The organism is Flavobacterium suncheonense GH29-5 = DSM 17707, from assembly GCF_000430025.1.
In the GTDB taxonomy this organism is placed as follows: domain Bacteria; phylum Bacteroidota; class Bacteroidia; order Flavobacteriales; family Flavobacteriaceae; genus Flavobacterium; species Flavobacterium suncheonense.
Genome location: NZ_AUCZ01000004.1, coordinates 230,363 through 255,260 on the forward strand (window position 1 = coordinate 230,363; position 24,898 = coordinate 255,260).

Sequence of the window (24,898 nt, forward strand, 5' to 3'; positions counted from 1 at the left end):
GCCACCAATTTGGTGGCTTTTTTATTTTTATAAAGAGTATCTTTGTTAAAATGTTTTGTTGCTATGTATTTTTCGTTTATAGTACCGGTTTTTAACAGACCCGATGAAGTGGAAGAGCTCTTAAAAAGCCTTTCACAGCAAAACTATCATGAAGATTTTGAAGTCGTTATTGTCGAAGACGGCTCGACGGTTCCTTGTCATGAGGTAGTAAAAAAATATGAGGGAAAGTTGTTTATTTCGTATTTCAGTAAACCCAATTCAGGACCCGGAGATTCGCGGAATTTCGGGATGAAGCATGCCATGGGAAGCTATTTTTTGATTTTAGATTCTGATTGCATCCTTCCGGAACACTATCTGGCTTCGGTGGATAAAAACCTGAAAGCTGATTACGTGGATTGTTTCGGTGGGCCGGATAATGCACACGACTCTTTTTCATCGGTTCAGAAAGCCATAAACTTTACCATGACCTCATTTTTAACAACTGGGGGTGTACGTGGCGGCACCGAGAAAATCGGAAAATTTCAGCCCAGAAGTTTTAATATGGGGCTCTCTAAAAAAGCTTTTGAAGTCTCCGGAGGATTCGGGAATATCCATCCCGGAGAAGATCCCGATTTGGCGATTCGTTTGTGGCAATTAGGCTATAAAACCAAATTATTCTCAGACTGCTATGTGTTTCATAAGCGAAGAATCGATTTTAATAAGTTTTACAAACAGGTAAATAAGTTCGGAAAAGCAAGACCTATATTAGATTCTTGGTATCCTAAATACAGTAAAATAACATTTTGGGCACCAAGTTTGTTTTTGTTGGGTATGGTGGTTTCCGCTTTGTTGTATCTGTTTGGATTTACCATTCCGGTTAAAGTGTTAGTGGCTTATTTTCTGATCCTTTTCTGGATTGCTTCGACTGAAACCATGAGTTTATGGATTGGATTTTTAAGCGTATTTGCAGCGTTTTTTCAGTTTTTAGGTTACGGAATCGGTTTTCTGTCGTCTTTTATTAAAGTACGAATGTTAAAACAAAAACCGGAAGCAGCTTTTCCGGAATTGTTTTTTAAAAAATAAGGAATGACCAAAATTATAGGACTTACAGGCGGAATAGGCAGTGGAAAATCGACAATTGCCGCATATTTTAAAAAGCGTGGCATTCCGGTTTATATTGCAGATGAAGAGGCGAAAAAGCTAATGAACACCCCTGAAGTGATTAAAAAAGTTCAGACGGTTTTTGATGAAAACATCATCGAAAACAACCAGCTCAACCGTAAAAAGATAGCCGAATTGGTTTTTTCGTCGCCGGAACAGCTTAAAAAACTCAACAGCATTGTTCATCCGGAGGTTAGAAAACATTTTACGGATTGGGTTGAAAAATATAAAGACAGGCCTTTCGTAATCAAAGAAGCCGCTATATTGTTTGAGAGCGGAACTTTTAAAGACTGTGATAAAATTATATTGGTAACGGCACCCGAAGACGTAAAAATAGACCGGGTAATGAAGCGTGACAAGGTAAGTAAGGGACAGGTTTTGGAGCGGATGAAAAATCAATGGAGTGACGAAAAGAAAATTCCGTTAAGCGATTATGTAATCCAAAATATTGATTTAGAAACGGCTATAAAAAAAACTGAAGAAATACTTAAAGAATTGAATAAAATGTAAAAACTTAAGCAGATGTTAATCTTTGGTTAATGTTTTTAAGGCATAAATGTTAAAATGTTAATTTTGATTTGATGAATAAAACGCGATTCCGAATACTTGTTGTTTTGATGAGTTTGTCCCTTTTGGGAATTATTCTGGTTCAGTTGTATTGGATTAATACGTCTTATCAGAATAACGAAGAACAATTCAAATATCACGTGAAGCAGGTAATTGGTAACGTAGCCAATAAATTGCAGCAACAGGAAGCGTTTGAATTCTATCGCAAGTACAATAAGCTGAAAGACAGTATTGGGAAAGCGCCCAAACAAAGCGAGTTGAAAGAATACTTCTATGTGGAGCGCAATCCGAGAACCAATGAGCAAATCATTTATTCGAATACCATCATTCAGGAAGATTACAATTTAAACCGTTCGTTCTTTGATAAAAACGCTGATTCTGTAACACTTAAGAATTTCGTCGCCAAACGAAAAACTGAGATTTACAACGGAAAAATGATTGACAATTCCGGCCTTCAGAAAACCACAGCACCCGATGTAACCATAGAAAAATCAGGAACGCTGGACATTCTGGATAAAGCACAATTTGAGATTTATTTCAAAGACATCATTGCATTAAAGTCTATTCAGGAGCGGATATCGGTAGAACGTTTGCGGGCCATGCTTGAAAACGAACTCAGGGAATATGGTGTAAAAACCCCTTTTGAATTTGCCATTTACAGTAACGGTCTGGCTACCAAAGTGAAATCGGAAAATTTCAATTACGATAAAAATTCAACGTATGAAATTCCTGTTTTTACCGATAACGACAACGAATCCCGCTTTCAGTTGCTGGTGAGTTTTCCGCAGAAAGGAAAGTTTTTATTTTCGTCCTTAGTGGGAATCACTTCCTTATCGTTACTCTTTACGCTGGTGATTATTGTGGCCTATTTCAGTGCTTTACATCAGTTAATCAAGCAGAAACAGATATCAGAAATCAAAACGGATTTCATCAACAATATGACCCACGAGTTTAAAACGCCTATTGCGACGATAAACTTAGCGTTAGATGCGATAAAGAATCCGAAGATTATAGAAGATAAAGAAAAAATTCAGCGTTACCTCCAAATGATTCGGGACGAGAACAAACGCATGCACGCTCAGGTAGAGAATGTATTGCGCATTTCGAAACTGGAGAGAAAAGAGTTGGAAATCAGTAAGGAACCAACCGATGTTCACGATATAGTGGAAGATGCTATCGAACACGTAAACCTTATTGTGGAAGACCGCGGTGGTGTCATCAGGACGAATTTAGCCGCCAAACGAACCACGATATTATTGAATGACGTTCATTTTACAAATGTAATTGTAAATATATTGGACAATGCCGTGAAATATTCACCGGAAGCCCCTGTAATTGAAGTGTCTACAGAAAATGTAAAAGACTTCGTCCTTATAAAGGTGAAAGATCAGGGTGCCGGAATGAGTAAAGTGGCGCAAAAGAGAATTTTTGAAAAATTCTATCGCGAGCACACCGGCGATTTGCATAACGTGAAAGGCCACGGTTTAGGTTTGGCTTACGTTAAGCGAATTGTAGAAGACCATAACGGTCAGATTTTTGTAGAAAGTGAAAAGGGGAAGGGCAGTACCTTCACCGTGAAAATGCCTTTAATAAATTAAGAATATGGATACAATTAACAAAAAAATCCTATTGGTAGAAGACGATCCGAATTTCGGGGCGGTGCTGAAAGATTATTTAACCATTAACGATTTCGACGTTACTCTGGCTAAAAACGGAATGGAAGGTTTCGAAAAATTCAAGAAAGACAATTTCGATTTGTGCATTCTTGACGTGATGATGCCTTACAAAGACGGTTATACTTTGGCAAGAGAAATCCGTGATAAAAACAAAGAAGTGCCGATTATTTTCCTGACTGCGAAATCCATGAAAGAAGACGTGCTGAAAGGATATAAAGTAGGAGCAGACGATTATCTGAACAAACCATTTGATTCTGAGGTGTTGCTGATGAAAATCAAAGCGATTATCATGCGAAAAGCTTCGGAAACCAAAACAGATACAACCAAATTCGAATTCGAAATAGGGAAATTCCATCTGAACTCCAAATTGCGTTTCCTAACGTATCCGGGTGAAGAACCAATCAAATTATCACCAAAAGAAAACGAATTGCTTAAAATGCTGGCGTTGCACGAAAACGATTTGATGCCGCGTGAATTGGCGTTAACCAAAATCTGGAGAGATGACAACTACTTTACTTCCAGAAGTATGGACGTGTACATTGCCAAATTGCGAAAATATTTAAAACAAGACGAAGACGTCGAAATTCTGAATATTCATGGCGAGGGCTTCCGTTTGGTAGTTAAAGGTAAAGCTGCAGAATAAATAAGTTAAGATTATAATTATTGGTTAAGAAGCTCTGAGTAATCAGGGCTTTTTTATTTTTCAAGCGCTAAAGCAAAACACACTTTGCCTTCTTTGGTGATGGTGAAGAAATCTTTATTTTCACTGGCGTGTAATTCAACATCATCGAACAAATTAAGTTCCCGCAAAAAGTTCATTTCCATGGCTTTAATCTCTTTTTTTAAAACGGATTTCGGGTGCAAACTATCCAAACACCATTCCAGATATTTGGTATTGTTCACATGATTTACAATATCCAAATCAGATAAAACCACCGTACGTTCGCTAATTTTAGCCGCGTCCTGAAGCAGATTGATACGCGAAAACCCTTTGGAAGTGGCATGATGCTCCGGAAATTTTTCAAAATGCTCATGCGGTAAAGCCAACGGTTCCGATTTTCGCAGTTGCGTGTTGAAAACTGCCCAAAAAGTTGTGGCTCCGACAATTTTTTTATCGTCAAGATACATTTCAATATTACGGATGGATTTATTGCCTTCTAAGCTTTCAATCCAGGTTTTTACGATTACTTTGTCCTGCCATTTCGGTAAGGCATCAATTTCTATACGGATTCTGCTCAATACCCAAGCCTGATGATGATCCTGCATGTCATTAAAACTCAACCCGCCCAAAATAGAATGTTCCGCTGCGGTAAGTTGCAGCAAATTGCACAAATCCACATATTTCAGATAGCCATTCGGCGCACATTGGGTAAAGTTGATTTCCCATTCGTGTGAATATATGGAGGTGAAATTAGGTGAGATAGGCATTTTGAATGAGTTATGAGTGAAAAGTGAAAAGTGAAAAGTGAAAAGTGAAAAGAAAGGCGTCTTATTCCTTATCCCTTATCCCTTTTTTCTCTTCTATTCTTGTTTCCACAAAGGTAATGATTTCCGAAACGTCCGTCTGATAATCAAACCATTTTGCATTTTCCGTTCGTTTGAACCAGGTGATCTGACGTTTGGCAAAGCGTCTCGTGTTTTTCTTAATTTCTTCCACAGCAAAATCCAGAGTCGTTTTTCCGTCAAAATAATCGAATAATTCGCGATAACCAACAGTCTGTAAGGCGTTTAGCTGTTTGTTCGGATATAGCGATTTTGCTTCTTCCAGTAAACCTTCTTTCAGCATCATATCGACGCGGAGGTTGATGCGTTCGTACATTTTTTCACGATCGGCTTCCAAACCGATGATAATGGGCGTGAAGTTGCGCTGGTTTTTTCTTTTGCCGATGAAGGACGAATAGGGTTTTCCGGTGCCGAGACAAACTTCCGCAAAACGTTTCATACGCTGCGGGTTTTGAAGGGTTTGCTGGTTTTCGGAAAGCAGTTTGTTGTAATATTCCGAATCCAGCTCTTTCAGTATATTTTGCAGATACTCAAGTCCTAATGTATCGTATTTGGTATTGATTTCTTCACGAACCGAAGCCTCAATATCCGGAAAATCATCAAAGCCTTTCAAAACGGCATCCACATACAAACCGGAGCCGCCCACCATAATCTGAACGTTATTTTCTTTGAAAAGTTCATCTAATTTGGCTATTGCATCGGTTTCAAAATCGCCCACCGAATAATTGTCAAAAACCGAAATATGCTGAATGAAATGATGTTTCGCCGCTGCCAATTCATCAGCATTAGGAACCGCTGTACCAATTTTCATTTCCTTAAAAAACTGACGGCTGTCGCACGAAAGAATCTCACAACCAAAATGTTGCGCCAGTTTTATGCTCAAAGCGGTTTTTCCGATGGCAGTTGGTCCGATGATGGTAATCAGGTAATTAGTCATTCGTTAATTTTTCACCGCAATGATGGCAAAAGCGGGCTTCTTCGTTATAAATTATAGAAGTACAGGACGGGCAGGTTCTCGAAGAATCGTCTTTCGACTGATTTCGCTTGGCGTTTGCAAATTCCGCAGTCACAATTCCCGTTGGAACCGCGATAATACCGTAACCCATAATCATGATGCAGGATGCTATAATTTGGCCCAGTGTGGTAGCCGGCGCAATATCTCCGTAGCCAACTGTAGTTAAAGTAACTATACACCAGTAAATGCTTACCGGTATGCTCGTGAAACCACTTTCTTTTCCTTCCACCACATACATTATCGCACCCAGTAAAATCGACACAATGAGTACAAAATACACGAATACGATGATTTTGGTCCGACTGGCTTTAATCGCTAATTTCAGTTGGGATTCTTGTCCGGTAAAATGCACCAAATCCAGAATTCCGAACAAACGAAGCAAACGTAAGGCTCTGATAACTGACAACATACGGGAACCCGGTATGAAAAACGACAGGTACATTGGTAAAATCGAAATAAAATCGACAATGCCGTAAAAACTGAAAATATAATTGAGCGGTTTCCTGTTGCAGATAATCCGAAGGATGTATTCCAAAGTAAACGTCACGGTGATAATCCATTCCGACACTATAAGAAAGGTATGGTACTTGGCATCGAGTTGTTGCACAGATTCCAGCATCACCAAAAGTACGCTCAACAGAATAACGCCCAGTAACGTTAAATCGAACAGTTTGCCTGCAAAGGTATTCGAACCGTAAATGACAATGTAAATTTTCTGGCGCAGTATATCGTATTTGCTTTTAAGTGCTCTCATTTGATGCGGAATTATTCAAATTTACTTAAAACTTTACGATTTTATGAACTTTTTTCTTACGGATGTAATTCTGGATAATGTTTCGGGAATCGCGGTTGTTCTGCATCGGAATGATGATGTTTTTCAAAATTTCGATGTTGTTAATCTGATAATTTAAATCGTAGAAACAATAGCCTTTGTAAACGCCGTTTTCCACCAAAACCGCGCTGCGTTCGTCGATGCTTCTGCCACGGTCGATAATGACCATGCTTTGGTTGTGCAACTGATTGTTTTCCAGGAAATAAGTAACGCGTTTGTTGTAGTCTTCCGGAGCTTCTTTTCCGATACAGGCACCCAGACACTGCTTCAGATCGTATTGAAAACACTCTTTTTTGGTATTGTACAAACCATTGATTTTCTGGCAAAACTGATGTTCTTCCGTAATTTTATGAAGCAAAGCTTTTCCTTCCTGAAGTGTTGCAAACGATGTAATCTCCTTTTTACGGCCGTCGGTTTTATGAAGTTTTAACGCCAGATAACCGTCTTTGTCTTTCTCGGCATACAATGCATACGGAAAAATGGTTTTCCGCTGCGAACGGTTGTAAATTGGCTTGTTTATTTTGATTTCCTCGCTTTCTTTTAAAAGGGCAATTAACTCGCTGCCGGTTTCTTCGTAAGTTACCGCGAAAACTTCATTTTGTATTTTTTTAGCTTTACGCGAAGTACCCGTAAAATGCTGATTGACACGCTTTTTGATGTTGTTGCTTTTGCCGATGTAGATAATCGTTCCGTCTTCCCGATGAATGTAATAAATACCGGTTTTGGACGGAATTCCGTCAATAATATCCATCAGTTTAGGCGAAATTCCTGTTTTGATTTCGGTTTTCACATAACTTTTCACGATTTCCTTCTCCAAATCTTTGGAAAGCAGCATTTTGAACAGTTTAACCGTTGCCATGGCATCTCCGGAAGCTCTGTGTCTGTCTGCCATCGGAATGCCTAACGCGCGTACCAGTTTTCCCAAACTATAAGACTGATGTCCTGGTAACAATTTCTTGGAAAGTTCCACGGTACAAAGCGTTGGTTTTATGAAGTCGAAACCTAAGCGTCGGAATTCGGTTTGCAGGATTCTGTAGTCAAAAGAAGCATTGTGTGCTACAATGATGCAGCCTTCTGTAATCTCAACAATACGCTTGGCTATTTCATAAAATTTAGGTGCCGAACGCAACATTGCATTGTTAATTCCGGTTAATTTCACCACAAACGGCTGAATCGGAATTTCAGGATTCACCAAACTGATAAACTGGTCCACAACCTCGTGGCCGTCAAATTTATAGATGGCGATTTCCGTAATACCTTCTTCGTTGTATTGGCCTCCGGTGGTTTCTATGTCGAGAATTGCGTAAATAATTTATTTTTTTAACCGCTATGAGCGCAAGGTTTTCGCAAAGGTCGCAAAAAAATCTTAGCGTACATAGCGCAATTTCTTAGTGTACTTTGCGGTTTGGTTTATCTTGAGCCAAAGATACTACTTCCGATCCGAACCATGGTGCTTCCGCAGTCAATTGCGAGCTCATAATCGCCGGACATTCCCATGGAGAGGGTTTTCAGGTCGCAGTTTTCAGTTTTCAGGGTTTTGTATTTGTCGAAAACAGCTTTCAGGTTTTGGAATTCTTTTTTCACTTGTGCCTGATTGTCCGTGAAAGTAGACATACCCATTAAACCAACGACTTTTATGTTATTCAGGTTTTTCAGTTCATCGGAAGATAAAATTTCGTTCAGTTCTTTTTCATCTAAACCGAATTTGCTTTCTTCCTCGGCGATATATATCTGAAGCAAACAGTCAATTACCCGATTGTTTTTCAGGGCCTGTTTGTTGATTTCCTGCAACAATTTCAAACTGTCCACCCCGTGAATCAAACTTACAAAAGGCGCGATATATTTTACTTTGTTGCTTTGCAAGTGTCCGATGAAATGCCATTCCACATCGTTTGGCAATTGCGGTTGTTTGTCCACTAATTCCTGAACATAATTTTCACCAAAAACGCGCTGACCGGCATCGTAGGCTTCCATCAAATCACTAACGGGTTTGGTTTTGGAAACGGCTACCAAGGTTACATGCTCAGGAAGCGTGGATTTTATATATTGAAGGTTTTGTGTTATGGACATATTTTTGGAGTTTTCAGTCACAGTCACAGTTTTCAGCCGTAATCAATCTAACAATCTATCACAACTCATACACCACCAAACCACTGCGAAATTTCGGTTCGATATAAGTACTCTTTGGCGGCATGATTAAATTTTCATCAGCAATAGCTTTAATTTCCTTAATATCAATAGGGTAGAGCATAAAGCCGACTTCGTATTCCCCATTATCCACCAATTCTTTTATCGATGTGATGGATTTTGTTCCAGGAATGTAAGCGATTCGGTCATCGGTGCGCAAATCTTCAATGCCTAAAATCGGTTTTAAAACGGTGTCATACAGAATTTGTGCATCTAATTTAGACAGAACATTATCGAAATGGAATTTTTCTTCTTTCAAGCGCAACGCATAAAATTCCCCATCAAAATACATCCCGAATTCAAACTTGTGCTTTGGTTTCCACAATTCCTGTTTTTTGGTTTTGATGACGAAATTCTCGGCCACTTTTCTGATGAAATCTTCTTTGGAATGTCCGTTTAAATCACTGATAATGCGATTGTACTCGTAAATTTTCACATTGGAATCCGCAATCAGGAAACTCATGAAATAATTCAGATTTTCGTTGCCCGAATGTTTATCTTCTTCATACAACAATTCCGAGGAAGCCGAACGGTGATGGCCGTCCGCAATATACAAATCGCCAATCTCCTGAAATTTTTGTTGCAACCATGCGATTTCTGCATCACCTTCAATTTTCCAGAGAATGTGTTTTTCTTTGTTTGTAGTGGAAAATTCGTAAATCGGATGATCTTTCTTTTTGGCTGTAATCCAGTGAGTTAAATCCGAATCGTCCTTGTAGGTAATCAAAACCGGTTCGGTGTTAAAACCCGTCTGATGCAGGTAATCTTTGAACAATTCCACACGGTACTGCAACGTATCTTCGTGTTTTTTGATGACATTGTTCTGATAATCTTCCACCGAAGTTCCCGCTAAAATTCCCGTAAACGTATGGCTTTTTGACTGAATTTCATATAGATAAAACACCGCTTTGTCTTCCTGAATGAGAATGCCGTCTTTTTTGAAATCCTGATATTTATGCTGAACCGCTTTAAATCGCTTTTCAAACCCTATTTTCTGCTGGTTTACATACGCCGGATTCAGGATATGCAAAAACGAAAACGGGTTAAACTCCAGATAAGCAGCCAGTTCCGTCGCTCCATAATCGTCGTAGGAACGCGAAGTTACCAGGCTTACTTTGTCGGCCGTTGGTCGTACTGCTTTGAATGGAATGATTTGAGCCATTTCTTTGAGGGATAAGGGATAAGAAAAAACAAAAAAGGGACAAGGGACAAGGGATAAGGGAAAAAGTAACGGTTTCTTGTAACTTATCCCTTGTCCCTTTTAGCTTTTATACAAATTGTTTCGAAACTTTCTCTGCTTTTTTGCTTTCCGAGTAGTCGTAAAAACCTTCTCCGGATTTCACGCCTAATTTTCCTGCCATTACCATATTTACTAATAGCGGACATGGTGCATATTTAGGATTTTTGAAACCGTCGTACATTACGTTTAGGATGGATAAACATACGTCAAGACCAATAAAATCAGCTAACTGAAGTGGCCCCATCGGGTGTGCCATACCTAATTTCATAACCGTGTCGATTTCTTCAACACCGGCAACGCCATTATATAAAGTTTCGATGGATTCGTTAATCATCGGCATTAGGATTCGGTTGGCTACGAAACCTGGGTAATCGTTTACTTCGGTTGGTGTTTTGCCTAATTTCACCGATAAATCCATGATGATTTTGGTTACTTCGTCGGAAGTGTTGTATCCGCGAATGATTTCCACCAATTTCATAATCGGCACCGGATTCATGAAGTGCATTCCGATAACGCGTTCCGGATGAACCACCTGTGCTGCAATCTGTGTAATTGAAATTGAAGAGGTGTTTGTCGCTAAAATTACGTTATGATCACAAATCTCGCTTAACTGTTTGAAGATGTTCAGTTTTAGAGTTACGTTTTCCGTAGCGGCTTCCACTACTAAATCACAGCCTACAACGCCGTCTTTTACATCGGTATAAGTAATGATGTTGCCGATGGTTTTGTGTTTGTCTTCTTCGGAAATCGTTCCTTTTGCCACCATACGGTCAAGGTTTGCGGCGATGGTTGCCATTCCTTTTTCCAGGGCTTTTTCTGAAATATCAATTAATTTTACGGTGAAACCTGATTGTGCAAAGGTGTGGGCAATTCCGTTACCCATGGTTCCTGATCCGATTACAGCTATGTTTTTCATTATTTGAGTTATAAATTATAAGTTATGAGTTACTTCTTTTCCATAGAATCAATTATCTGATACGCCACACGCAAAGCTTCCGTAGCCTGTTCCAACGTTACTACCGGAGTGGTGTTGTTGTGGATGGCATCGGCAAAAGATTCCAGTTCGTCTAAAATGGCGTTGTTGGGTTCTACCGTTGGATTATCATAATAGATTTGTTTTTTCACGCCTTCCGCATTCTGTAAAATCATGTCGAAATCGCCCGGTACTTCAGGAGCATCTTTCATTTTCACGACTTCACAGACTTTATCCAGATAATCTACCGAGATGTAGGCATCTTTCTGAAAGAAACGCGATTTACGCATGTTTTTCATCGAAATACGGCTCGAAGTGATGTTGGCCACACAACCGTTTTCAAATTCGATTCTCGCGTTGGAAATATCCGGAGAATCACTGATAACCGCAACACCGCTGGCATTAACGCTTTTCACTTTGGAATTGACCACGCTCAAAATGGCATCAATATCGTGAATCATCAAATCCAGAACCACTGGAACGTCGGTACCGCGCGGGTTGAATTCTGCTAAACGGTGCGTTTCAATAAACATCGGATTTTCGATTTTATGTTTTACTGCCTTAAACGCCGGATTAAAACGCTCCACATGACCCACTTGACCTTTAACGTTGTATTCTTTGGCTAAAGCGATGATTTCTTCGGCTTCTTCAACAGTTGTGGAAATTGGTTTTTCAATAAAAACGTGTTTTCCGGATTTAATGGCAACTCTGGCACATTTGTAGTGGGAAAGTGTAGGGGTTACAATATCGACTACATCCACCGCGTGAATTAATTTGGCAATGGTGTCGAAATGTTTGTACCCAAATTCGGTAGCTATTTTTTCGGCGTATTCCTGATTTTCATCGTAAAAACCTACTAATTCAAATTTTTCAGATTGTTGCAGTAATCGTAAATGTATTTTTCCAAGGTGACCGGCACCTAAAACGCCTACTTTTAGTGGTTGATTCATATGGTTAGGATAAAATACTGATTTTCAAAACAGTTGTATATAAAATTAATAGTGCTGTAATTCCGGTAAGCCCACAAAAAGTTTTAGAGGTGTGGGTTGTAAAAGATTTTCAGCAATTCAAATTTATTCTAAAAAAAGTCCACTGGCAAAAATATGGAAATTAATATTCAAAAAATTTCAAATTCCAGCAGATTTCTGGGAATGACAATTAAAATTTGCTTAAAAACTACTTCAGTTTGCTTAATGAATGATTATTCTTTTTAAATTTGAATGATGAAAAAATCAGTAGTTATAGCATTGCTTTCTTTGTATCTTCTGGGTACTACCCCGTTAGGAGAACTGCTGAAATTCCCGGTGTTGATAGAACATTTTACCGAGCATAAGAAAAACAATCCGAAAATGAACTTTTGGGATTTTCTTTGCTTGCATTACTCCAAAAACAGCCACCACGGCAAAGATTTAGACCGGGACATGCAACTTCCGTTTAAAGTGTTGTCGCATAACACATCCGATTTAGCATTCTTCCCTGCTGCAGATGTTGAATCTGAACTGCCTGTAAAAAATATACCTGCCGGTAAAAAGCAAAGTCTTGTTTATACGGGTTTTATTTATACCTCTATTTATCTTTCCTCGATCTGGCAACCGCCCAAAACCTGCTGATTTTATTTGATTTTCAGGGGGATAAACATCATTAGGATGTCTGTTCCTGTTTAGTTCTAAAAGTTAAAATAAGATTAGCATTATGCTTACCAAAATCATAGCGTTTTCCGTAAGGAACAAACTTATCATTGGTTTGATGGTTATTGCCCTAGTTGTTTTGGGCGTATATCAAACCACAAAATTACCGATTGATGCCGTTCCTGATATTACCAACAATCAGGTTCAGGTTATCACAGTTGCGCCTTCTTTTGGTGCCAACGATATTGAACGGCTGGTTACTTTTCCAGTGGAGCAATCGGTTAGTAATATTGCCGGAACTTCCCAAATCCGCAGTTTTTCCCGCTTCGGTTTGTCATTGGTAACCATTGTTTTTGAAGACGATGTAGATGTTTATTGGGCACGTCAGCAAGTGGCAGAACGACTGCAACAGGTTCAGAGTCAGATTCCAAAAGGAATCGGTGCTCCGGAATTAGGACCGATTTCCACAGGATTAGGTGAAATTTACCAATACGTGGTGCGTCCCGAAAAAGGGTACGAGAAACAATTCAGTTTAACCGAATTACGGACCATTCAGGATTGGATTGTACGACGACAATTGCTTGGCGTTAAAGGCGTTGCCGAAGTAAGCAGTTTCGGAGGAAAATTAAAGCAGTTTGAAATAGCCGTCAATTCCGATAAATTAAGTGCGCACGGTATTACAATTAACGATGTTTTTGACGCTTTGGAGGCTAATAACCAGAACACAGGCGGCGCTTATATTGAAAAAGGACCAACCGTTTTATACATTCGGAGTGAAGGCTTAATCGGCAGCATTGAAGATATTAAAAACATTGCCATTCCTTCTAAAGACAGCGGTACGCCTTTGTTTATCAGAGATATAGCCGAAGTGAAAACCGGATTTGCCACACGATACGGTGCATTAACCTATAATGACGACGGTGAAGTGGCCGGAGCCGTTGTAATGATGCTGAAAGGCGCAAACAGCAATCACGTTATTAAAAATGTAAAAGAAAGAATTGCGGAAATCCAGAAAACCTTACCCAAAGGCGTAGTGATTGAACCGTTCTTAGACCGGACCAAAATGGTAAACAACGCCATCGGAACCGTAGAAACCAATTTGCTGGAAGGAGCCTTAATTGTAGTGCTGGTTTTGGTACTGTTCTTAGGAAATCTTCGTGCCGGCTTACTTGTGGCTTCCGTGATTCCGTTATCGATGTTGTTTGCGATTTGTATGATGAACCTTTTCGGCGTAAGCGGGAATTTAATGAGTCTCGGGGCGCTCGATTTCGGTTTAATTATTGATGGCGGGGTGATTATTGTCGAATCGGTCATGCATCATTTATCGCACAATGCGAAGTACAAAAAAATGACCAATCTGTCTAAAAAAGAAATGGATAACACGGTTATCGGTTCGGCCAGTACCATGATGAACAGTGCGGTCTTCGGTCAGGTAATCATTCTGATTGTTTATCTTCCGATTTTATCGTTACAGGGAATCGAAGGAAAAATGTTCAAACCTATGGCACAAACCGTAGCTTTTGCCTTGTTAGGTGCGTTTTTACTGTCGTTAACTTACATTCCGATGATGAGTGCCTATGTGTTGAGTCGAAAAGTCAGCCATAAACAAAATTTTTCCGAGCGCATCATGGCTAAAGTGGAAGCATCTTTTCAAAAATTGCAGGTTAGAATTTTAAAGCAGCCTAAGTTTGTACTGATATCCGTTGCGACACTTTTTATTGCGGCCATTTTTACGCTTTCGCGGATGGGAGGTGAGTTCATTCCCTCATTGGAAGAAGGCGATTTTGCAGTTGAGACAAGGGTTTTAAGCGGAAGTAACCTGAATACAACCATTGAGAGTACCCAAAAAGCAGCACATATTCTGAAAACCCGCTTTCCGGAAGTGGAAAAAGTGGTAACCAAAATCGGAAGCGGAGAAGTACCCACCGATCCGATGCCGATGGATGCGAGCGACATGGTTGTGGTGCTGAAAGACAAAAAAGAATGGACTTCTGCCAAAACCTTTCCGGAGCTTTCCGATAAAATGAGCACGGCTTTAGAGGATGTGCCCGGCATCACTGTAGGATTTCAGTATCCGGTGCAAATGCGTTTCAACGAACTGATGACCGGAGCGCGCCAGGATGTGGTCATCAAGGTATTCGGAGAACATCTTGATACGCTTGCCGCTACCGCTTCCAAAATCGGGAAAATCATTAATACCGTAGAAGGAGCGCAAAACCTTTATATTGAACCGGTTACCGGAATGCCTCAGGTTATCATTCAGTACAACCGACCAATGGTTGCGCAATACGGTTTGTCTGTTGCAGATGTTAATCGTGTGGTAAATACCGCTTTCGCAGGCCAAACGGCCGGATTGGTGTATGAAGGAGAAAAACATTTCGATATGGTGGTTCGCCTTAAGTCTGATAATCGAAAAAACCTTAACGATATCCGACAATTGCTGATTCCTACTGCTTCCGGAATGCAAATTCCGTTGTCGCAATTGGCTAGTGTGGATATTAAAGACGGTCCGAACCAGATTCAAAGGGAAAATGCCCAAAGAAGAATCATTGTTGGTTTTAACATAAAAGACCGCGATGTACAGAGTATCGTTCAGGAATTACAGCAAAAAGTTGAAAATCAGATTAAGCTGCCTGTAGGGTATTCGATTACTTATGGCGGTTCCTTTGAAAACCTCAATCAGGCGAAAGATCGTTTGATAATCGCCGTTCCGGTTTCTTTATTGCTGATTTTCATCCTGTTGTTTTTTGCCTTTAATTCCATTAAGGAAAGTTTACTGATTTATACAGCGATTCCGTTGTCTGCTATCGGTGGTATTTTCTTTTTAGCGTTGCGCGGTATGCCGTTCAGTATCAGTGCCGGTGTCGGGTTTATTGCCCTTTTCGGAGTTTCGGTATTAAACGGAATTGTACTGATTGCCGAATTCAACCGCCTCAAAAAATCCGGAATGACCAACATAACCCGAGTAGTGGTAGACGGTACGCGAAAAAGACTGCGACCGGTACTGATGACCGCTTTTGTTGCATCTCTTGGCTTTTTACCGATGGCCTTAAGCAACGGTGCCGGTGCCGAAGTACAACGACCTTTGGCCACAGTGGTAATCGGCGGTTTGTTGGTAGCCACCTTTTTAACGCTTTTCGTGTTACCGCTTTTATTTATTCAATTTGAAAAAGGAATACCTATGATTAGTTTCAGAAAAAAAATACCTGTTATTCTTATGCTGATGATGCTAACCGGTGCAACTGCAACTGCGCAAACCAAAATCAGTCTGAATGACGCCATCACAACCGCTTTGGAGAACAATCACAAACTGAAAAGTGAAAAACTGCGTTCGGATTACGCCAAAGCCATGATTAAAACCGCACCCGATTTGCCACAAGCCAATCTGACGGCAGACTACGGACAAATCAACAGTGTTTACAACGACACCAAATTCGGCATCAGCCAGAGTTTTGCCTTGCCTACACTTTACAGCAGACAAAAACAGCTTAACACTGAAGAGTGGAAACAGAGCGTTCTGAGCGTTTCATTACAGGAATTTGAACTTAAAAAAGCCGTTACCCAAGCGTTTTACACCTTGGTTTATTTGCAGCAGAAAGAGCAGCTTTTGCAAAAGGCGGACACACTGTACAGTAATTTTTACACCAAATCCGAGCTTCGCCTGCGAAAAGGAGAAAGCAATGTTTTGGAGAAAGTAACCGCTGAAAATCAGAAAAGTGAAATCATGATCCGTCTGAAACAGCTTCGACAGGAAATGGCTTTGACGTCACTTCAGTTTCAGTTGTTGCTGAATACCGAAAAGCAGTTGGTACCGGATGCTTCGGAACAAATTATGCCGTTAACGGAAGTAAAGGATGATATTTCCCAAAACCCCTACTTGCTTCAAATCCAACATCAAAAGAAGATTGCGGAGCAACAGACTAAAGTGGAACGCGCGAAACTGTTACCGTCCTTGTTATTGGGTTACAACAATACAAGTTTTAAAGGCGTAGGCCCGGATGGTACTGATTATACAACCAACACGCGCTTTCATTCGGTTCAGGCCGGGATTTCGTTACCTGTTTTTACTTTCGGGCAACGTGCAAGAGTACAAACGTCTAAAATCGCCGAAAAAGTAGCCGAACAGGAATTTCAGGCTACGCAACAAGCATTGCAAACAGAGCGCAGTAAACTATTGGCCACTTACCAAAGCAATCTCGAAATTGTAACCTATTATCAGACCACCGGACTGAAAAATGCCGATACGATTCTTAAAATAGCGCAACTGCAGTTTGTGAACGGTGAAATCAATTACCTGGATTTTGTACTGCTTGTGAATCAGGCGATAAGCGTTCAGAACAATTATGCCGATGCGGTGTGGGCTTTGAATGAAAGTATCGTGAAAATCAATTATCTTAACTTAAATTAAAATCAGATGAATCGTTTCTCTTCTGTTAAAAATAGACCAACGTTTGTGAACCGATACCGCAGCATTTTCATCATGCTGAGCTTGTCGTTCCTTTTTATAAATTGTAAATCCGAACCTAAAACGGAACCTCAATTTCAGGCTGAAACCGATGAAAACACCGTGGTTTTAACCGATGCGCAATTCAAAAACGCCGACTTGACCTTCACCAAGTTATCCGAAAAAAACATGGCCAATGTGCTGCATTTAAACGGAAAAATTGATGTTCCGCCGCAAAATATGATTTCAGTGAGCGTTCCTTTGGGCGGTTATCTTAAAACTACCAAACTGCTTCCAGGGATGCCGGTTACCAAAGGACAAGTTCTGGCGACCATGGAAAATCCTGAGTATGTAAAGTTGCAGCAGGATTATCTTCAGGCCAAATCGAAATACAATTATGCGCTGCTGGATTACAATCGTCAGAAAGATTTGAACGAAAGTCAGGCCGCCAGTGATAAAATCATGCAACAGGCACAAACCGAGATGAACAACCAGCAGGTGGCCATGCATGCGTTAGGCGAACAGCTGAAACTCATCAACATTAATCCAAATACGCTTACGGCTACTAAAATTTCCAAGAGTATTCCCGTATTAAGCCCGATTAACGGATTTGTGAGCAAGGTGAATGTAAACGTCGGGAAGTACGTTACGCCTTCCGATATTTTGTTTGAACTGATTAACCCGTCAAACATTCATCTGAACCTGAAAGTGTATGAAAGCGATGTGAATGTCTTAAAAATAGGTCAGTCCGTAACCGCTTACACTAATGCCAATCCGGAGAAAAAATATCCGGCTAAAATTATGCTGATTAACCGGGACATTACCACAAACGGGGTAACGGAAATCCATTGTTCTTTTTCTCAATATTCAAAAGAATTGCTTCCGGGCTTGTACATGAATGCCGATATAGAAACCGTGAGTTCGCTGGATAATTCACTTCCGGAACAAAGCATTGTAAATTTTGAAGCCAAAAATTTTGTGTTTGTAGAAACAGAAAAACAAACCTACAAAATGGAGGAAGTAACTTTAGGAACTGAGGAAAACGGTTTTGTTACCATTAAAAACAGCGAAATTCTTAAAGGAAAAACGATTGTGAACAAAGGTGCCTACACCTTATTGATGAAATTAAAAAACACGGACGAAGAATAAAAAGTAAGTTTGTTACCGCTGTAAAATCAGCAGCATGAAGCCATTAAGAAAAACGAATCAGAAAAGCATTTGTTATTCGGTTAAAATTGCCTTTTTGATTTTAAATTGCCGATTTCTTTGCTAATTTTACAGCAACAAACAAGCCGAAAACGTGAGAGATTTAGCCAAACATCAAGGACTTAGAAATCAGTTGGTAAGCCTTTTGGAGAAGAAAGGAATTACCGATAAAAATGTATTGGAAGCCATCAGAAAGATTCCGCGCCACTTATTTCTGAATTCGAGTTTTGAAGATTTTGCCTATCAGGACAAACCGTTCCCGATTGGTGCAGGACAGACTATTTCTCAACCGTACACCGTTGCGTTTCAAACCGAATTGCTTCAGGTGAAAAAAGACGATAAGGTTTTGGAAATCGGTACGGGTTCCGGTTATCAGACGGCTGTTTTATGTACGATGGGCGCGAAAGTGTATTCCATCGAAAGACAAAACGAATTGTTTAAAACGACGTCACTTTTATTGCCGAAACTGCACATTCGTCCGAAACATCTGGCTTTTGGCGATGGTTACAAAGGACTTCCGGCCTATGCTCCGTTTGACAGTATTATTGTAACTGCCGGTGCGCCGTATATTCCGCAGCCGCTTATGGCACAGTTAAAAATAGGAGGAAGGCTGGTGATTCCTGTCGGGGAAGATGTTCAGGTGATGACACTGCTTATCCGTAAAAACGAAACCCAGTTTGAAAAACACGAATTTGGCGATTTCCGTTTTGTTCCGCTTCTGGAAGATAAAAACTAATGTGATTTTTTGATACGGTCCAGATCGCGCTTGTTGTCGCGGTCTTTGATGGTTTCGCGTTTGTCGAAGGTTTTCTTTCCGCGGCATAAGGCGATGTCCAGTTTTGCCAAACCTTTTTCGTTAGTGAATAGACGCAGCGGAATGATGGTCAAACCTTTGTTCTGAAGACTTTTTTCCAGACTTTTAAGCTCTTTTTTGTTCAAAAGTAATTTTCGTTCGCTTTTCGCTTTGTGGTTGTAATGCGTTCCGTAAAGGTATTCTTCTATGTGGGAGTTGATTACAAACAGTTCTCCGTTGTGGAATTCGCAAAAACTTTCAGCAATACCGGCTTTTCCCAGACGGATTGATTTGATTTCCGTTCCGGTTAAAACGATTCCGGCCGTATATTTTTCGAGTATTTCGTAATCGAATTTGGCTCTTTTATTCAGTATGTTGACTGTTTTTTGCATAGGGAGCAAATGTAAGAACAAAATGAAGATGGAGCAATACCTGTTTACGGTAATTTCAACAACTGACAGCTAACCGAATCACCGTTAACCATAACTATATAAAGATTCCCGAAATCCGTTTCGTCAATATCCGTGTAAACCGTTTTTCCGGTCAGTTTGTTTACAAGAGTCGGAATGGTGTTGCTGTGGCCTACAACAAGTACATTTTTGTGCAGATTTTCTTTGATGAACGAGGAAGCATCAAAAGTTTTGTGATCGTAAATTTTTATGGTTTTATGATTCTTTTCGGCTGTTGGTGTACCGGTGGAAATGGTTCTCTTGTAATTGGTACTGTATACTTCGTCAAATTTGATGTCAGACAAAATTGTACTCCAGTTTTCTGCTCTTTTTAACCCGGCTTCTGATAACTCAGGATTTGCGGAATTGTCCGCCTTTTCCGCATGACGAATCAGGTAGAAAGTGGTCGGTTGGTTTTGAGCGTTGTCAAGTTGTGTGAAAAACATAACAATCAGAGTAACAATAAATTTCAATTTCATATCGGTAAAATTAATTTTCATTTGGGTTTAAGAGCGAATACACAAAACTGTCCAGATATACGCCCTGCCAATAAGTATCCTGTTTAAAATGCCCTTCGCGGATGAAACCGTTTTTCTCCAGCAGTTTCCAGGATGGATAATTTTCGGGATCGGTAACGGCTTCTATGGAATGCAGTTTCATGTTTTGAAAACCATATTCGATGATTCGTGTTAAGGCTTCCTGCATGATTCCTTTTCCGTGAAATTCGGTTGCGAGCATGTAGCCGATTTCTGCCCGGTGGTTTTCCGGCTGCATTCTGAAATAACCAATGTTGCCGATTAGTTTTGGGTTTTCTTTTAAACAAATGGCCCAGTTGATACATTCATTATTGTCTAAAAGTCCCTGCATGTATTCGATGTGATTTATGGCATCGTCGATGTTTTTTGGCATTTCACGCGGAATGTACCTCATGATTTCCGGATTGGAGCGCAGGGCAAACATTTCGCTGGCATCTTCTTTTACGATTTGACGTAACAGTAATCGGTTGGTTTCCAGTATTGGGAAGTCTGAAAAATCGAAAATCAGCATATGGTAATCTTTTTTGTAAAGTTAGTCTTTTAAGAAGAATTAAAGGAATACATTAAAAAAATAGTTGAAATACTGTTTATTTTATAAAAATTATTAAATTTATAAGACCAAAAACTAACAGACTAATTATGAATACTATGGAATCGATGTATGAAACAATTGATAAAGAGCTTATTAGCTCTTTGTCGTTTCCGGAAAATGATGTTTTAGATGATGATAAAGAAGCAATTTTACAGCGACAAAACGATTTGAATCGCGCTTTAGCGTTAGGCAATCTGGAACATTTAAAAATAAAAATTTATTTTGAAGACGATAAATCTAAAAAAGTGGTAGACACTACTATTTGGGGACTTACCGATGAACGGATAATCTTAAAACAGGGAGTCGTAATTCCCATCAAAAGAATTTATAAAACAATTTAAAGCTGTCATTTGATAGCTTTTTTTTTATGAATTTGTCAAATGCTAAAATTACCCAAAAAATTATAACATTTTATGTAGATAATTTTAACAAACTGCTGTTTTCAAATAGAGTACCTTTATCACAGTAAAACTCCTCCGTCTACCTCTACTTGTAAAATAATCCATTGAATTTCATAAGGTAATCCCATTCTGATGCTTTGAGAATGCAGGGAAAAATGTCATACTAACAAAAAGGGGAAGTAATAGTAAGCCTTATCCAAAGTTTTTCCCGAACAGTCGTCATTAATCATTTAATCAAAACCGAACATTATGAAATCAATTGCAAGACTATTATTAGTATTGGGAATGTCGTATACGGCTATGGCCCAAGATGCCCCTAAAAACATTTTTGAAGAGGAAGAGGCAATGGAATCAAGAAATTTGCCTGAAATTGTAATTAAGAAAGCCGGTGATGATTTCTCTGTATATTTGCCTGAGTATGAAAGTAAAGATCAGAAAATCAAAAACTTGCAGGATGCCTTTATTGCTTATGATTTAGGAAAAGACTACGAAGGCTATGAAAATTATCTGGTAACCATGAAAATTAAAGACGGTTCCTTAGTTGCTACCTATAACGAAAAAGGAAAACTTACCAGAGTGGTAGAAAAGTATGATAATGTGAAATTGCCAATGTCTGTTATTTATGGAGTTTATAAAGAATTTCCGGGATGGCAAATTGTAAATGACAAGTATTTGTATGCTCAGGAAGACGGAGATATTGTTAAAAAACAGTACAATCTGAAACTGAAAAAGGATAAAGAAACCAAAAGAATAGTGGTCAATTCGAAAGGCCAACTGCTTAAAGGTTAATACTATAAAGCTAAAAAGCTGCCGATTGGCAGCTTTTTTTATTCCGTAAAATCCAAATCTTTGTTGTGCGTTTCCGAGATGGTTAGTGTGGCGTAAATCCCTAATCCAAAAGCGATAAACCCTACGATGGTTGCGGAAAGGATGACTCCGCTATTAAGTTTAAAAGAATCAAATGCCAAAAGCATTACCGGAACCAGACCGCGAACCATGTTGGGAATGGTAGTGGTTGCCGTGCTTCTTATGTTTGTGCCGAATTGTTCAGCGCCTACCGTTACAAACATCGCCCAATAACCCGTACCTAAGCCTAACCAGGCACAATAAAAATAATACATATTCTCAGACATTTTTCCTGAAAACAGCAGTAACAACACCCCGATAATGGTAAACAGCATCATGTATAAAATCGCTTTCTTTCGGGAATGCAGCCAATGTGAAATAAAACCGCTGGCAAAATCCCCAATCGAAATCCCCACATAAGCCCACATAATCGCTTTGCCGGGCGCTATGGAAGAAATACCCATAACCGGAGCAAACTGATTGGCCATCATGGCTAAAATTCCAATACAAAACCAGGTTGGTAAGCCAATGGCAATACATTTCATATACTTAACAAACCGATCCCAATTGGTAAAAAACGAAAAGAAATTGCCTTTTTGAATGTTGTCAGAATCTTTGATTTCGTTGTAAATTCCCGATTCCGCCACGCTTACCCTTAAGAACAAAAGCAGAATTCCCAATCCGCCACCGATGAAGTAGGCAATGGTCCAATCGCCGGCGAGTTCAACGGTTAACTGGGCAACCACAGCGCCCAGCAACCCAAAACCGGCCACGATAGACGTACCAATGGCGCGCAACTGTTTGGGCAGGGATTCCGATACTAAAGTAATTCCGGCGCCTAATTCTCCCGCCAATCCGATTCCGGCAATAAAGCGCAATACGGCATAAACCGTTGTTTTGTCTTCAACCGGCATTTGTGGTAAAAATCCGCAGGCAATATTAGCCAGCGAATACACTAAAATGGAACCAAAAAGTACGGAAAGACGCCCTTTTTTATCGCCCCAAATGCCCCAGAGAATCCCGCCAAGCAGCAATCCCGTCATCTGATAGTTTAGGATAAGTGTACCCGCGGTATCAACATCCAGATTCAAATCTTTTAAACTGGGAAGGCGTACAATACCGAACAGCAATAAGTCGTAAATATCCACGAAATAACCTAAGGCTGCGACAATTACAGGAAAAGAGAACAGGTGTTTCAGTTTCTCGTTCAGGGTGAATTCTTTCATTTTTGTTTTTGGTTTGGTGGTCAAAAATAGAAAATTCCTGAAATTAGAAGAACTTTTACATCATTCATATAAAAAAAGAGCTGCCAATGATGACAACTCTTTTAGTATTAGCAGGGCTATACTGTTGATTATTCTTTAGCAGGAGTTTCGCTTTCTGCGGTTTCAACAGTATCTGCCGTATCTTCTCCTTTCAGATAGGTGGGAAGGTTTAATCCGGCCATGTTAAACAAATCGTTTAAAGGCGGTACGGTTTTCATCATACCGGAAACAAAATTTGCCGTAGAACCGTTTCCGTTGTCACCATTTCCGGAATCCCAAACGGTAATTTTATCAATTTTGATGTTTTTAACGGCTTCCACCTGGGTTTTCACCAAGTCCGGTAATTTCTCAATCAATAACAACTGGAAGGCTTTCGTCGGATCACCGCCGGCAGCAGAAACCACTTCTTTGTAACCTTCAGCCTGTTTGGTTAAGATTTCGTATAAACCTTTCGCTTCCGCTTCCATTTTGGCATAAATCGCATCGGCTTCACCTTTTGCCTGCTCACGGATTCTTTCCGCTTCGGCCTGTGCGTCGATGATTGCTTTTTGTTTGGCGATTTCAGCCGGTACCACGATGTTTGCGTTTTGGGTAGAACGTTCTCTTTCAGCTCTGGCTTGTTCTGCTTTTTGTTCCGCCACATAGGATTCTTCCAAAGCTTTTGCCTGTTGTACTTTTTCGGAAGCTAAGGCGATACGCAAGGCTTCGGCTTCTTTTTCCCTTCTGACAGCCTCCGATTGTGCAATGGCAATTTTCGCTTCGTTTTCCCCCTGAATTGCAATAGCATTTGCTTCGGAAGTTTTTACACGCGTATCCCGTTCCGCTTCTGCTTTACCGATGCTTTCATCCTTAAATGCCGAAGCAATACTGATTTCACGGTCTTTGTTGGTGATGGCGATTTTAACATCACGGTCACGGTGCGTTTCGGCGATCTGAACGTCTTTTTCTCGGTCTGCAACGGCTTTACCGGTTTCCCCGATTTTTTCCTGCTCGGCTACAGAAATTTTAGCTTCGTTGATGGCTTTTGCAGCCGCTTCTTTTCCTAACGCTTCAATATAACCGGATTCGTCTTTAATATCGGTTACGTTAACGTTGATTAGTTTTAAACCGATTTTTTTCAGTTCCGTGTCCACGTTTTTGGAAATGTTGTCTAAGAATTTATCGCGGTCGGAATTAATTTCTTCAATGGTCATCGTTGCAATTACCAGACGCAATTGTCCGAAAAGAATATCTTTGGCCAGTTCCTGAATCTGTTCCGGAGTTAAACCCAATAAGCGTTCCGCTGCCGTGTTCATACTTTCTGTGTCGGTAGAAATGGCAATGGTAAAACGACAAGGTACATCAACACGGATGTTTTGTCTGGAAAGGGCGTTGGTCAGGTTGGCTTCAATGGATATCGGTTTTAAATCCAAAAAGGAATAATCCTGAATGACCGGCCAGATGAAGGCACCTCCACCGTGAACACATTTTGCGGAAGTTCCGCCGGTTTTACCGTAGATTACTAAAATTTTGTCGGACGGACATCGCTTGTAGCGTGAAATTAAGGCGGTAATAGTTACAAAAAGAACTAGTACAAAAACAACGATAATAATAATTTGTGTCATA

23 protein-coding genes are annotated in these 24,898 nt (G+C 40.0%); 10 read left to right on the top strand and 13 right to left on the bottom strand.

All coding sequences use genetic code 11. The features are described 5' to 3' along the window. Positions 1 to 63: 63 nt before the first annotated feature. The 4 genes from G498_RS0103425 to G498_RS0103440 all read left to right on the top strand — a co-directional run bounded on the left by G498_RS0103425 (position 64) and on the right by G498_RS0103440 (position 4,026). Complete coding sequence (locus G498_RS0103425; protein ID WP_026979869.1) at positions 64 to 1,062, top strand: glycosyltransferase; 999 nt, start codon at positions 64 to 66, stop codon at positions 1,060 to 1,062. Positions 1,063 to 1,065: 3 nt separating this feature from the next. Then, positions 1,066 to 1,650 (top strand): dephospho-CoA kinase, encoded by a 585-nt coding sequence (gene coaE / locus G498_RS0103430; RefSeq protein WP_026979870.1) that lies wholly within the window; start codon positions 1,066 to 1,068, stop codon positions 1,648 to 1,650. A 71-nt stretch (positions 1,651 to 1,721) separates the two neighbouring features. Continuing rightward, positions 1,722 to 3,305 (top strand): sensor histidine kinase, encoded by a 1,584-nt coding sequence (locus G498_RS0103435; protein WP_026979871.1) that lies wholly within the window; start codon positions 1,722 to 1,724, stop codon positions 3,303 to 3,305. Between the two features lie 4 nt (positions 3,306 to 3,309). Beyond that, positions 3,310 to 4,026 carry a response regulator transcription factor gene (locus G498_RS0103440; protein ID WP_026979872.1) on the top strand — a complete coding sequence of 239 codons (717 nt, stop codon included), beginning with the start codon at positions 3,310 to 3,312 and terminating at the stop codon, positions 4,024 to 4,026. Between the two features lie 53 nt (positions 4,027 to 4,079). Here the strand turns inward: G498_RS0103440 and G498_RS0103445 are convergent, their stop codons facing one another. The 8 genes from G498_RS0103445 to G498_RS0103480 form a co-directional block, all read right to left on the bottom strand. Then, positions 4,080 to 4,811, bottom strand: a complete 732-nt coding sequence (locus G498_RS0103445) for an acyl-[acyl-carrier-protein] thioesterase (RefSeq protein ID WP_026979873.1) — start codon at positions 4,809 to 4,811, stop codon at positions 4,080 to 4,082. Positions 4,812 to 4,872: 61 nt separating this feature from the next. Beyond that, positions 4,873 to 5,823 (bottom strand): tRNA (adenosine(37)-N6)-dimethylallyltransferase MiaA, encoded by a 951-nt coding sequence (gene miaA, locus G498_RS0103450; RefSeq protein ID WP_026979874.1) that lies wholly within the window; start codon positions 5,821 to 5,823, stop codon positions 4,873 to 4,875. Next, on the bottom strand, positions 5,816 to 6,655 hold the full coding sequence (locus G498_RS0103455) for an ion transporter (protein WP_026979875.1): 840 nt from the start codon (positions 6,653 to 6,655) through the stop codon (positions 5,816 to 5,818). Before G498_RS0103455 ends, miaA begins: the two co-directional genes overlap by 8 nt. A 25-nt stretch (positions 6,656 to 6,680) precedes the next feature. Further along, positions 6,681 to 8,042, bottom strand: a complete 1,362-nt coding sequence (locus tag G498_RS0103460; RefSeq protein WP_026979876.1) for an exonuclease domain-containing protein — start codon at positions 8,040 to 8,042, stop codon at positions 6,681 to 6,683. Positions 8,043 to 8,143: 101 nt separating this feature from the next. Next, positions 8,144 to 8,803 (bottom strand): YggS family pyridoxal phosphate-dependent enzyme, encoded by a 660-nt coding sequence (locus G498_RS0103465; RefSeq protein WP_026979877.1) that lies wholly within the window; start codon positions 8,801 to 8,803, stop codon positions 8,144 to 8,146. 58 nt (positions 8,804 to 8,861) lie between these two features. Next, positions 8,862 to 10,082 (bottom strand): DUF1015 domain-containing protein, encoded by a 1,221-nt coding sequence (locus tag G498_RS0103470; RefSeq protein ID WP_026979878.1) that lies wholly within the window; start codon positions 10,080 to 10,082, stop codon positions 8,862 to 8,864. 106 nt (positions 10,083 to 10,188) lie between these two features. Further along, positions 10,189 to 11,076 (bottom strand): 3-hydroxyacyl-CoA dehydrogenase family protein, encoded by an 888-nt coding sequence (locus G498_RS0103475; protein ID WP_026979879.1) that lies wholly within the window; start codon positions 11,074 to 11,076, stop codon positions 10,189 to 10,191. Positions 11,077 to 11,105: 29 nt separating this feature from the next. Beyond that, the gene (locus tag G498_RS0103480) at positions 11,106 to 12,083 is read right to left on the bottom strand and encodes a Gfo/Idh/MocA family protein (protein ID WP_026979880.1); all 978 of its coding nucleotides are present in this window, start codon (positions 12,081 to 12,083) and stop codon (positions 11,106 to 11,108) included. 270 nt (positions 12,084 to 12,353) lie between these two features. Between G498_RS0103480 and G498_RS15325 the strand changes: the two genes are divergently transcribed. From G498_RS15325 to G498_RS0103500, 4 genes are all read left to right on the top strand, one after another. Further along, on the top strand, positions 12,354 to 12,743 hold the full coding sequence (locus G498_RS15325; RefSeq protein WP_051269668.1) for a hypothetical protein: 390 nt from the start codon (positions 12,354 to 12,356) through the stop codon (positions 12,741 to 12,743). A gap of 82 nt (positions 12,744 to 12,825) precedes the next feature. Further along, a complete protein-coding gene (locus G498_RS0103490; RefSeq protein WP_026979881.1) occupies positions 12,826 to 17,169 on the top strand; it encodes a CusA/CzcA family heavy metal efflux RND transporter in 4,344 nt (1,447 codons plus the stop codon). Between the two features lie 6 nt (positions 17,170 to 17,175). Beyond that, positions 17,176 to 18,354, top strand: coding sequence for an efflux RND transporter periplasmic adaptor subunit (locus G498_RS0103495; RefSeq protein ID WP_051269673.1), 1,179 nt, complete (start codon positions 17,176 to 17,178; stop codon positions 18,352 to 18,354). Between the two features lie 151 nt (positions 18,355 to 18,505). Further along, on the top strand, positions 18,506 to 19,147 hold the full coding sequence (locus G498_RS0103500; protein ID WP_026979883.1) for a protein-L-isoaspartate(D-aspartate) O-methyltransferase: 642 nt from the start codon (positions 18,506 to 18,508) through the stop codon (positions 19,145 to 19,147). Here the strand turns inward: G498_RS0103500 and smpB are convergent. Genes smpB through G498_RS0103515 form a run of 3 tightly spaced genes read right to left on the bottom strand, consistent with a single transcriptional unit; the run spans position 19,144 to position 20,700 of the window. Further along, a complete protein-coding gene (smpB, locus tag G498_RS0103505) occupies positions 19,144 to 19,596 on the bottom strand; it encodes an SsrA-binding protein SmpB (protein WP_026979884.1) in 453 nt (150 codons plus the stop codon). The genes G498_RS0103500 and smpB overlap by 4 nt on opposite strands. Positions 19,597 to 19,640: 44 nt before the next feature. After that, a complete protein-coding gene (locus G498_RS0103510) occupies positions 19,641 to 20,132 on the bottom strand; it encodes a SixA phosphatase family protein (protein ID WP_035743912.1) in 492 nt (163 codons plus the stop codon). 10 nt (positions 20,133 to 20,142) lie between these two features. Further along, positions 20,143 to 20,700 (bottom strand): GNAT family N-acetyltransferase, encoded by a 558-nt coding sequence (locus G498_RS0103515; protein ID WP_026979886.1) that lies wholly within the window; start codon positions 20,698 to 20,700, stop codon positions 20,143 to 20,145. Positions 20,701 to 20,828: 128 nt separating this feature from the next. On the opposite strand from G498_RS0103515, the gene G498_RS0103520 reads away from it, so the two are divergent. Both G498_RS0103520 and G498_RS0103525 read left to right on the top strand, forming a co-directional pair. Next, positions 20,829 to 21,122, top strand: coding sequence for a hypothetical protein (locus tag G498_RS0103520; protein ID WP_240470435.1), 294 nt, complete (start codon positions 20,829 to 20,831; stop codon positions 21,120 to 21,122). Between the two features lie 309 nt (positions 21,123 to 21,431). Then, positions 21,432 to 21,971: a hypothetical protein gene (locus G498_RS0103525; RefSeq protein ID WP_026979888.1), complete on the top strand. Its 540-nt coding sequence runs from the start codon at positions 21,432 to 21,434 to the stop codon at positions 21,969 to 21,971. Between the two features lie 38 nt (positions 21,972 to 22,009). Here the strand turns inward: G498_RS0103525 and G498_RS0103530 are convergent, their stop codons facing one another. Beyond that, positions 22,010 to 23,254: an MFS transporter gene (locus G498_RS0103530; RefSeq protein ID WP_026979889.1), complete on the bottom strand. Its 1,245-nt coding sequence runs from the start codon at positions 23,252 to 23,254 to the stop codon at positions 22,010 to 22,012. A gap of 128 nt (positions 23,255 to 23,382) precedes the next feature. Continuing rightward, entirely contained in the window at positions 23,383 to 24,897 is a 1,515-nt protein-coding gene (locus G498_RS0103535; RefSeq protein ID WP_026979890.1) for a flotillin family protein, read from the bottom strand. Position 24,898 lies beyond the last annotated feature (1 nt).

Excerpts from the sequence above, each read along its gene's own strand:
- G498_RS0103425 (WP_026979869.1), top strand. The coding sequence starts at position 64 with ATGTATTTTTCGTTTATAGTACCGGTTTTTAACAGACCCGATGAAGTG.
- coaE (WP_026979870.1), top strand. The coding sequence starts at position 1,066 with ATGACCAAAATTATAGGACTTACAGGCGGAATAGGCAGTGGAAAATCG.
- G498_RS0103435 (WP_026979871.1), top strand. The coding sequence starts at position 1,722 with ATGAATAAAACGCGATTCCGAATACTTGTTGTTTTGATGAGTTTGTCC.
- G498_RS0103440 (WP_026979872.1), top strand. The coding sequence starts at position 3,310 with ATGGATACAATTAACAAAAAAATCCTATTGGTAGAAGACGATCCGAAT.
- G498_RS0103445 (WP_026979873.1), bottom strand. The coding sequence starts at position 4,811 with ATGCCTATCTCACCTAATTTCACCTCCATATATTCACACGAATGGGAA.
- miaA (WP_026979874.1), bottom strand. The coding sequence starts at position 5,823 with ATGACTAATTACCTGATTACCATCATCGGACCAACTGCCATCGGAAAA.
- G498_RS0103455 (WP_026979875.1), bottom strand. The coding sequence starts at position 6,655 with ATGAGAGCACTTAAAAGCAAATACGATATACTGCGCCAGAAAATTTAC.
- G498_RS0103465 (WP_026979877.1), bottom strand. The coding sequence starts at position 8,803 with ATGTCCATAACACAAAACCTTCAATATATAAAATCCACGCTTCCTGAG.
- G498_RS0103470 (WP_026979878.1), bottom strand. The coding sequence starts at position 10,082 with ATGGCTCAAATCATTCCATTCAAAGCAGTACGACCAACGGCCGACAAA.
- G498_RS0103475 (WP_026979879.1), bottom strand. The coding sequence starts at position 11,076 with ATGAAAAACATAGCTGTAATCGGATCAGGAACCATGGGTAACGGAATT.
- G498_RS0103480 (WP_026979880.1), bottom strand. The coding sequence starts at position 12,083 with ATGAATCAACCACTAAAAGTAGGCGTTTTAGGTGCCGGTCACCTTGGA.
- G498_RS15325 (WP_051269668.1), top strand. The coding sequence starts at position 12,354 with ATGATGAAAAAATCAGTAGTTATAGCATTGCTTTCTTTGTATCTTCTG.
- G498_RS0103490 (WP_026979881.1), top strand. The coding sequence starts at position 12,826 with ATGCTTACCAAAATCATAGCGTTTTCCGTAAGGAACAAACTTATCATT.
- G498_RS0103495 (WP_051269673.1), top strand. The coding sequence starts at position 17,176 with ATGAATCGTTTCTCTTCTGTTAAAAATAGACCAACGTTTGTGAACCGA.
- smpB (WP_026979884.1), bottom strand. The coding sequence starts at position 19,596 with ATGCAAAAAACAGTCAACATACTGAATAAAAGAGCCAAATTCGATTAC.
- G498_RS0103510 (WP_035743912.1), bottom strand. The coding sequence starts at position 20,132 with ATGAAATTGAAATTTATTGTTACTCTGATTGTTATGTTTTTCACACAA.
- G498_RS0103515 (WP_026979886.1), bottom strand. The coding sequence starts at position 20,700 with ATGCTGATTTTCGATTTTTCAGACTTCCCAATACTGGAAACCAACCGA.
- G498_RS0103520 (WP_240470435.1), top strand. The coding sequence starts at position 20,829 with ATGAATACTATGGAATCGATGTATGAAACAATTGATAAAGAGCTTATT.
- G498_RS0103525 (WP_026979888.1), top strand. The coding sequence starts at position 21,432 with ATGAAATCAATTGCAAGACTATTATTAGTATTGGGAATGTCGTATACG.
- G498_RS0103530 (WP_026979889.1), bottom strand. The coding sequence starts at position 23,254 with ATGAAAGAATTCACCCTGAACGAGAAACTGAAACACCTGTTCTCTTTT.
- G498_RS0103535 (WP_026979890.1), bottom strand. The coding sequence starts at position 24,897 with ATGACACAAATTATTATTATCGTTGTTTTTGTACTAGTTCTTTTTGTA.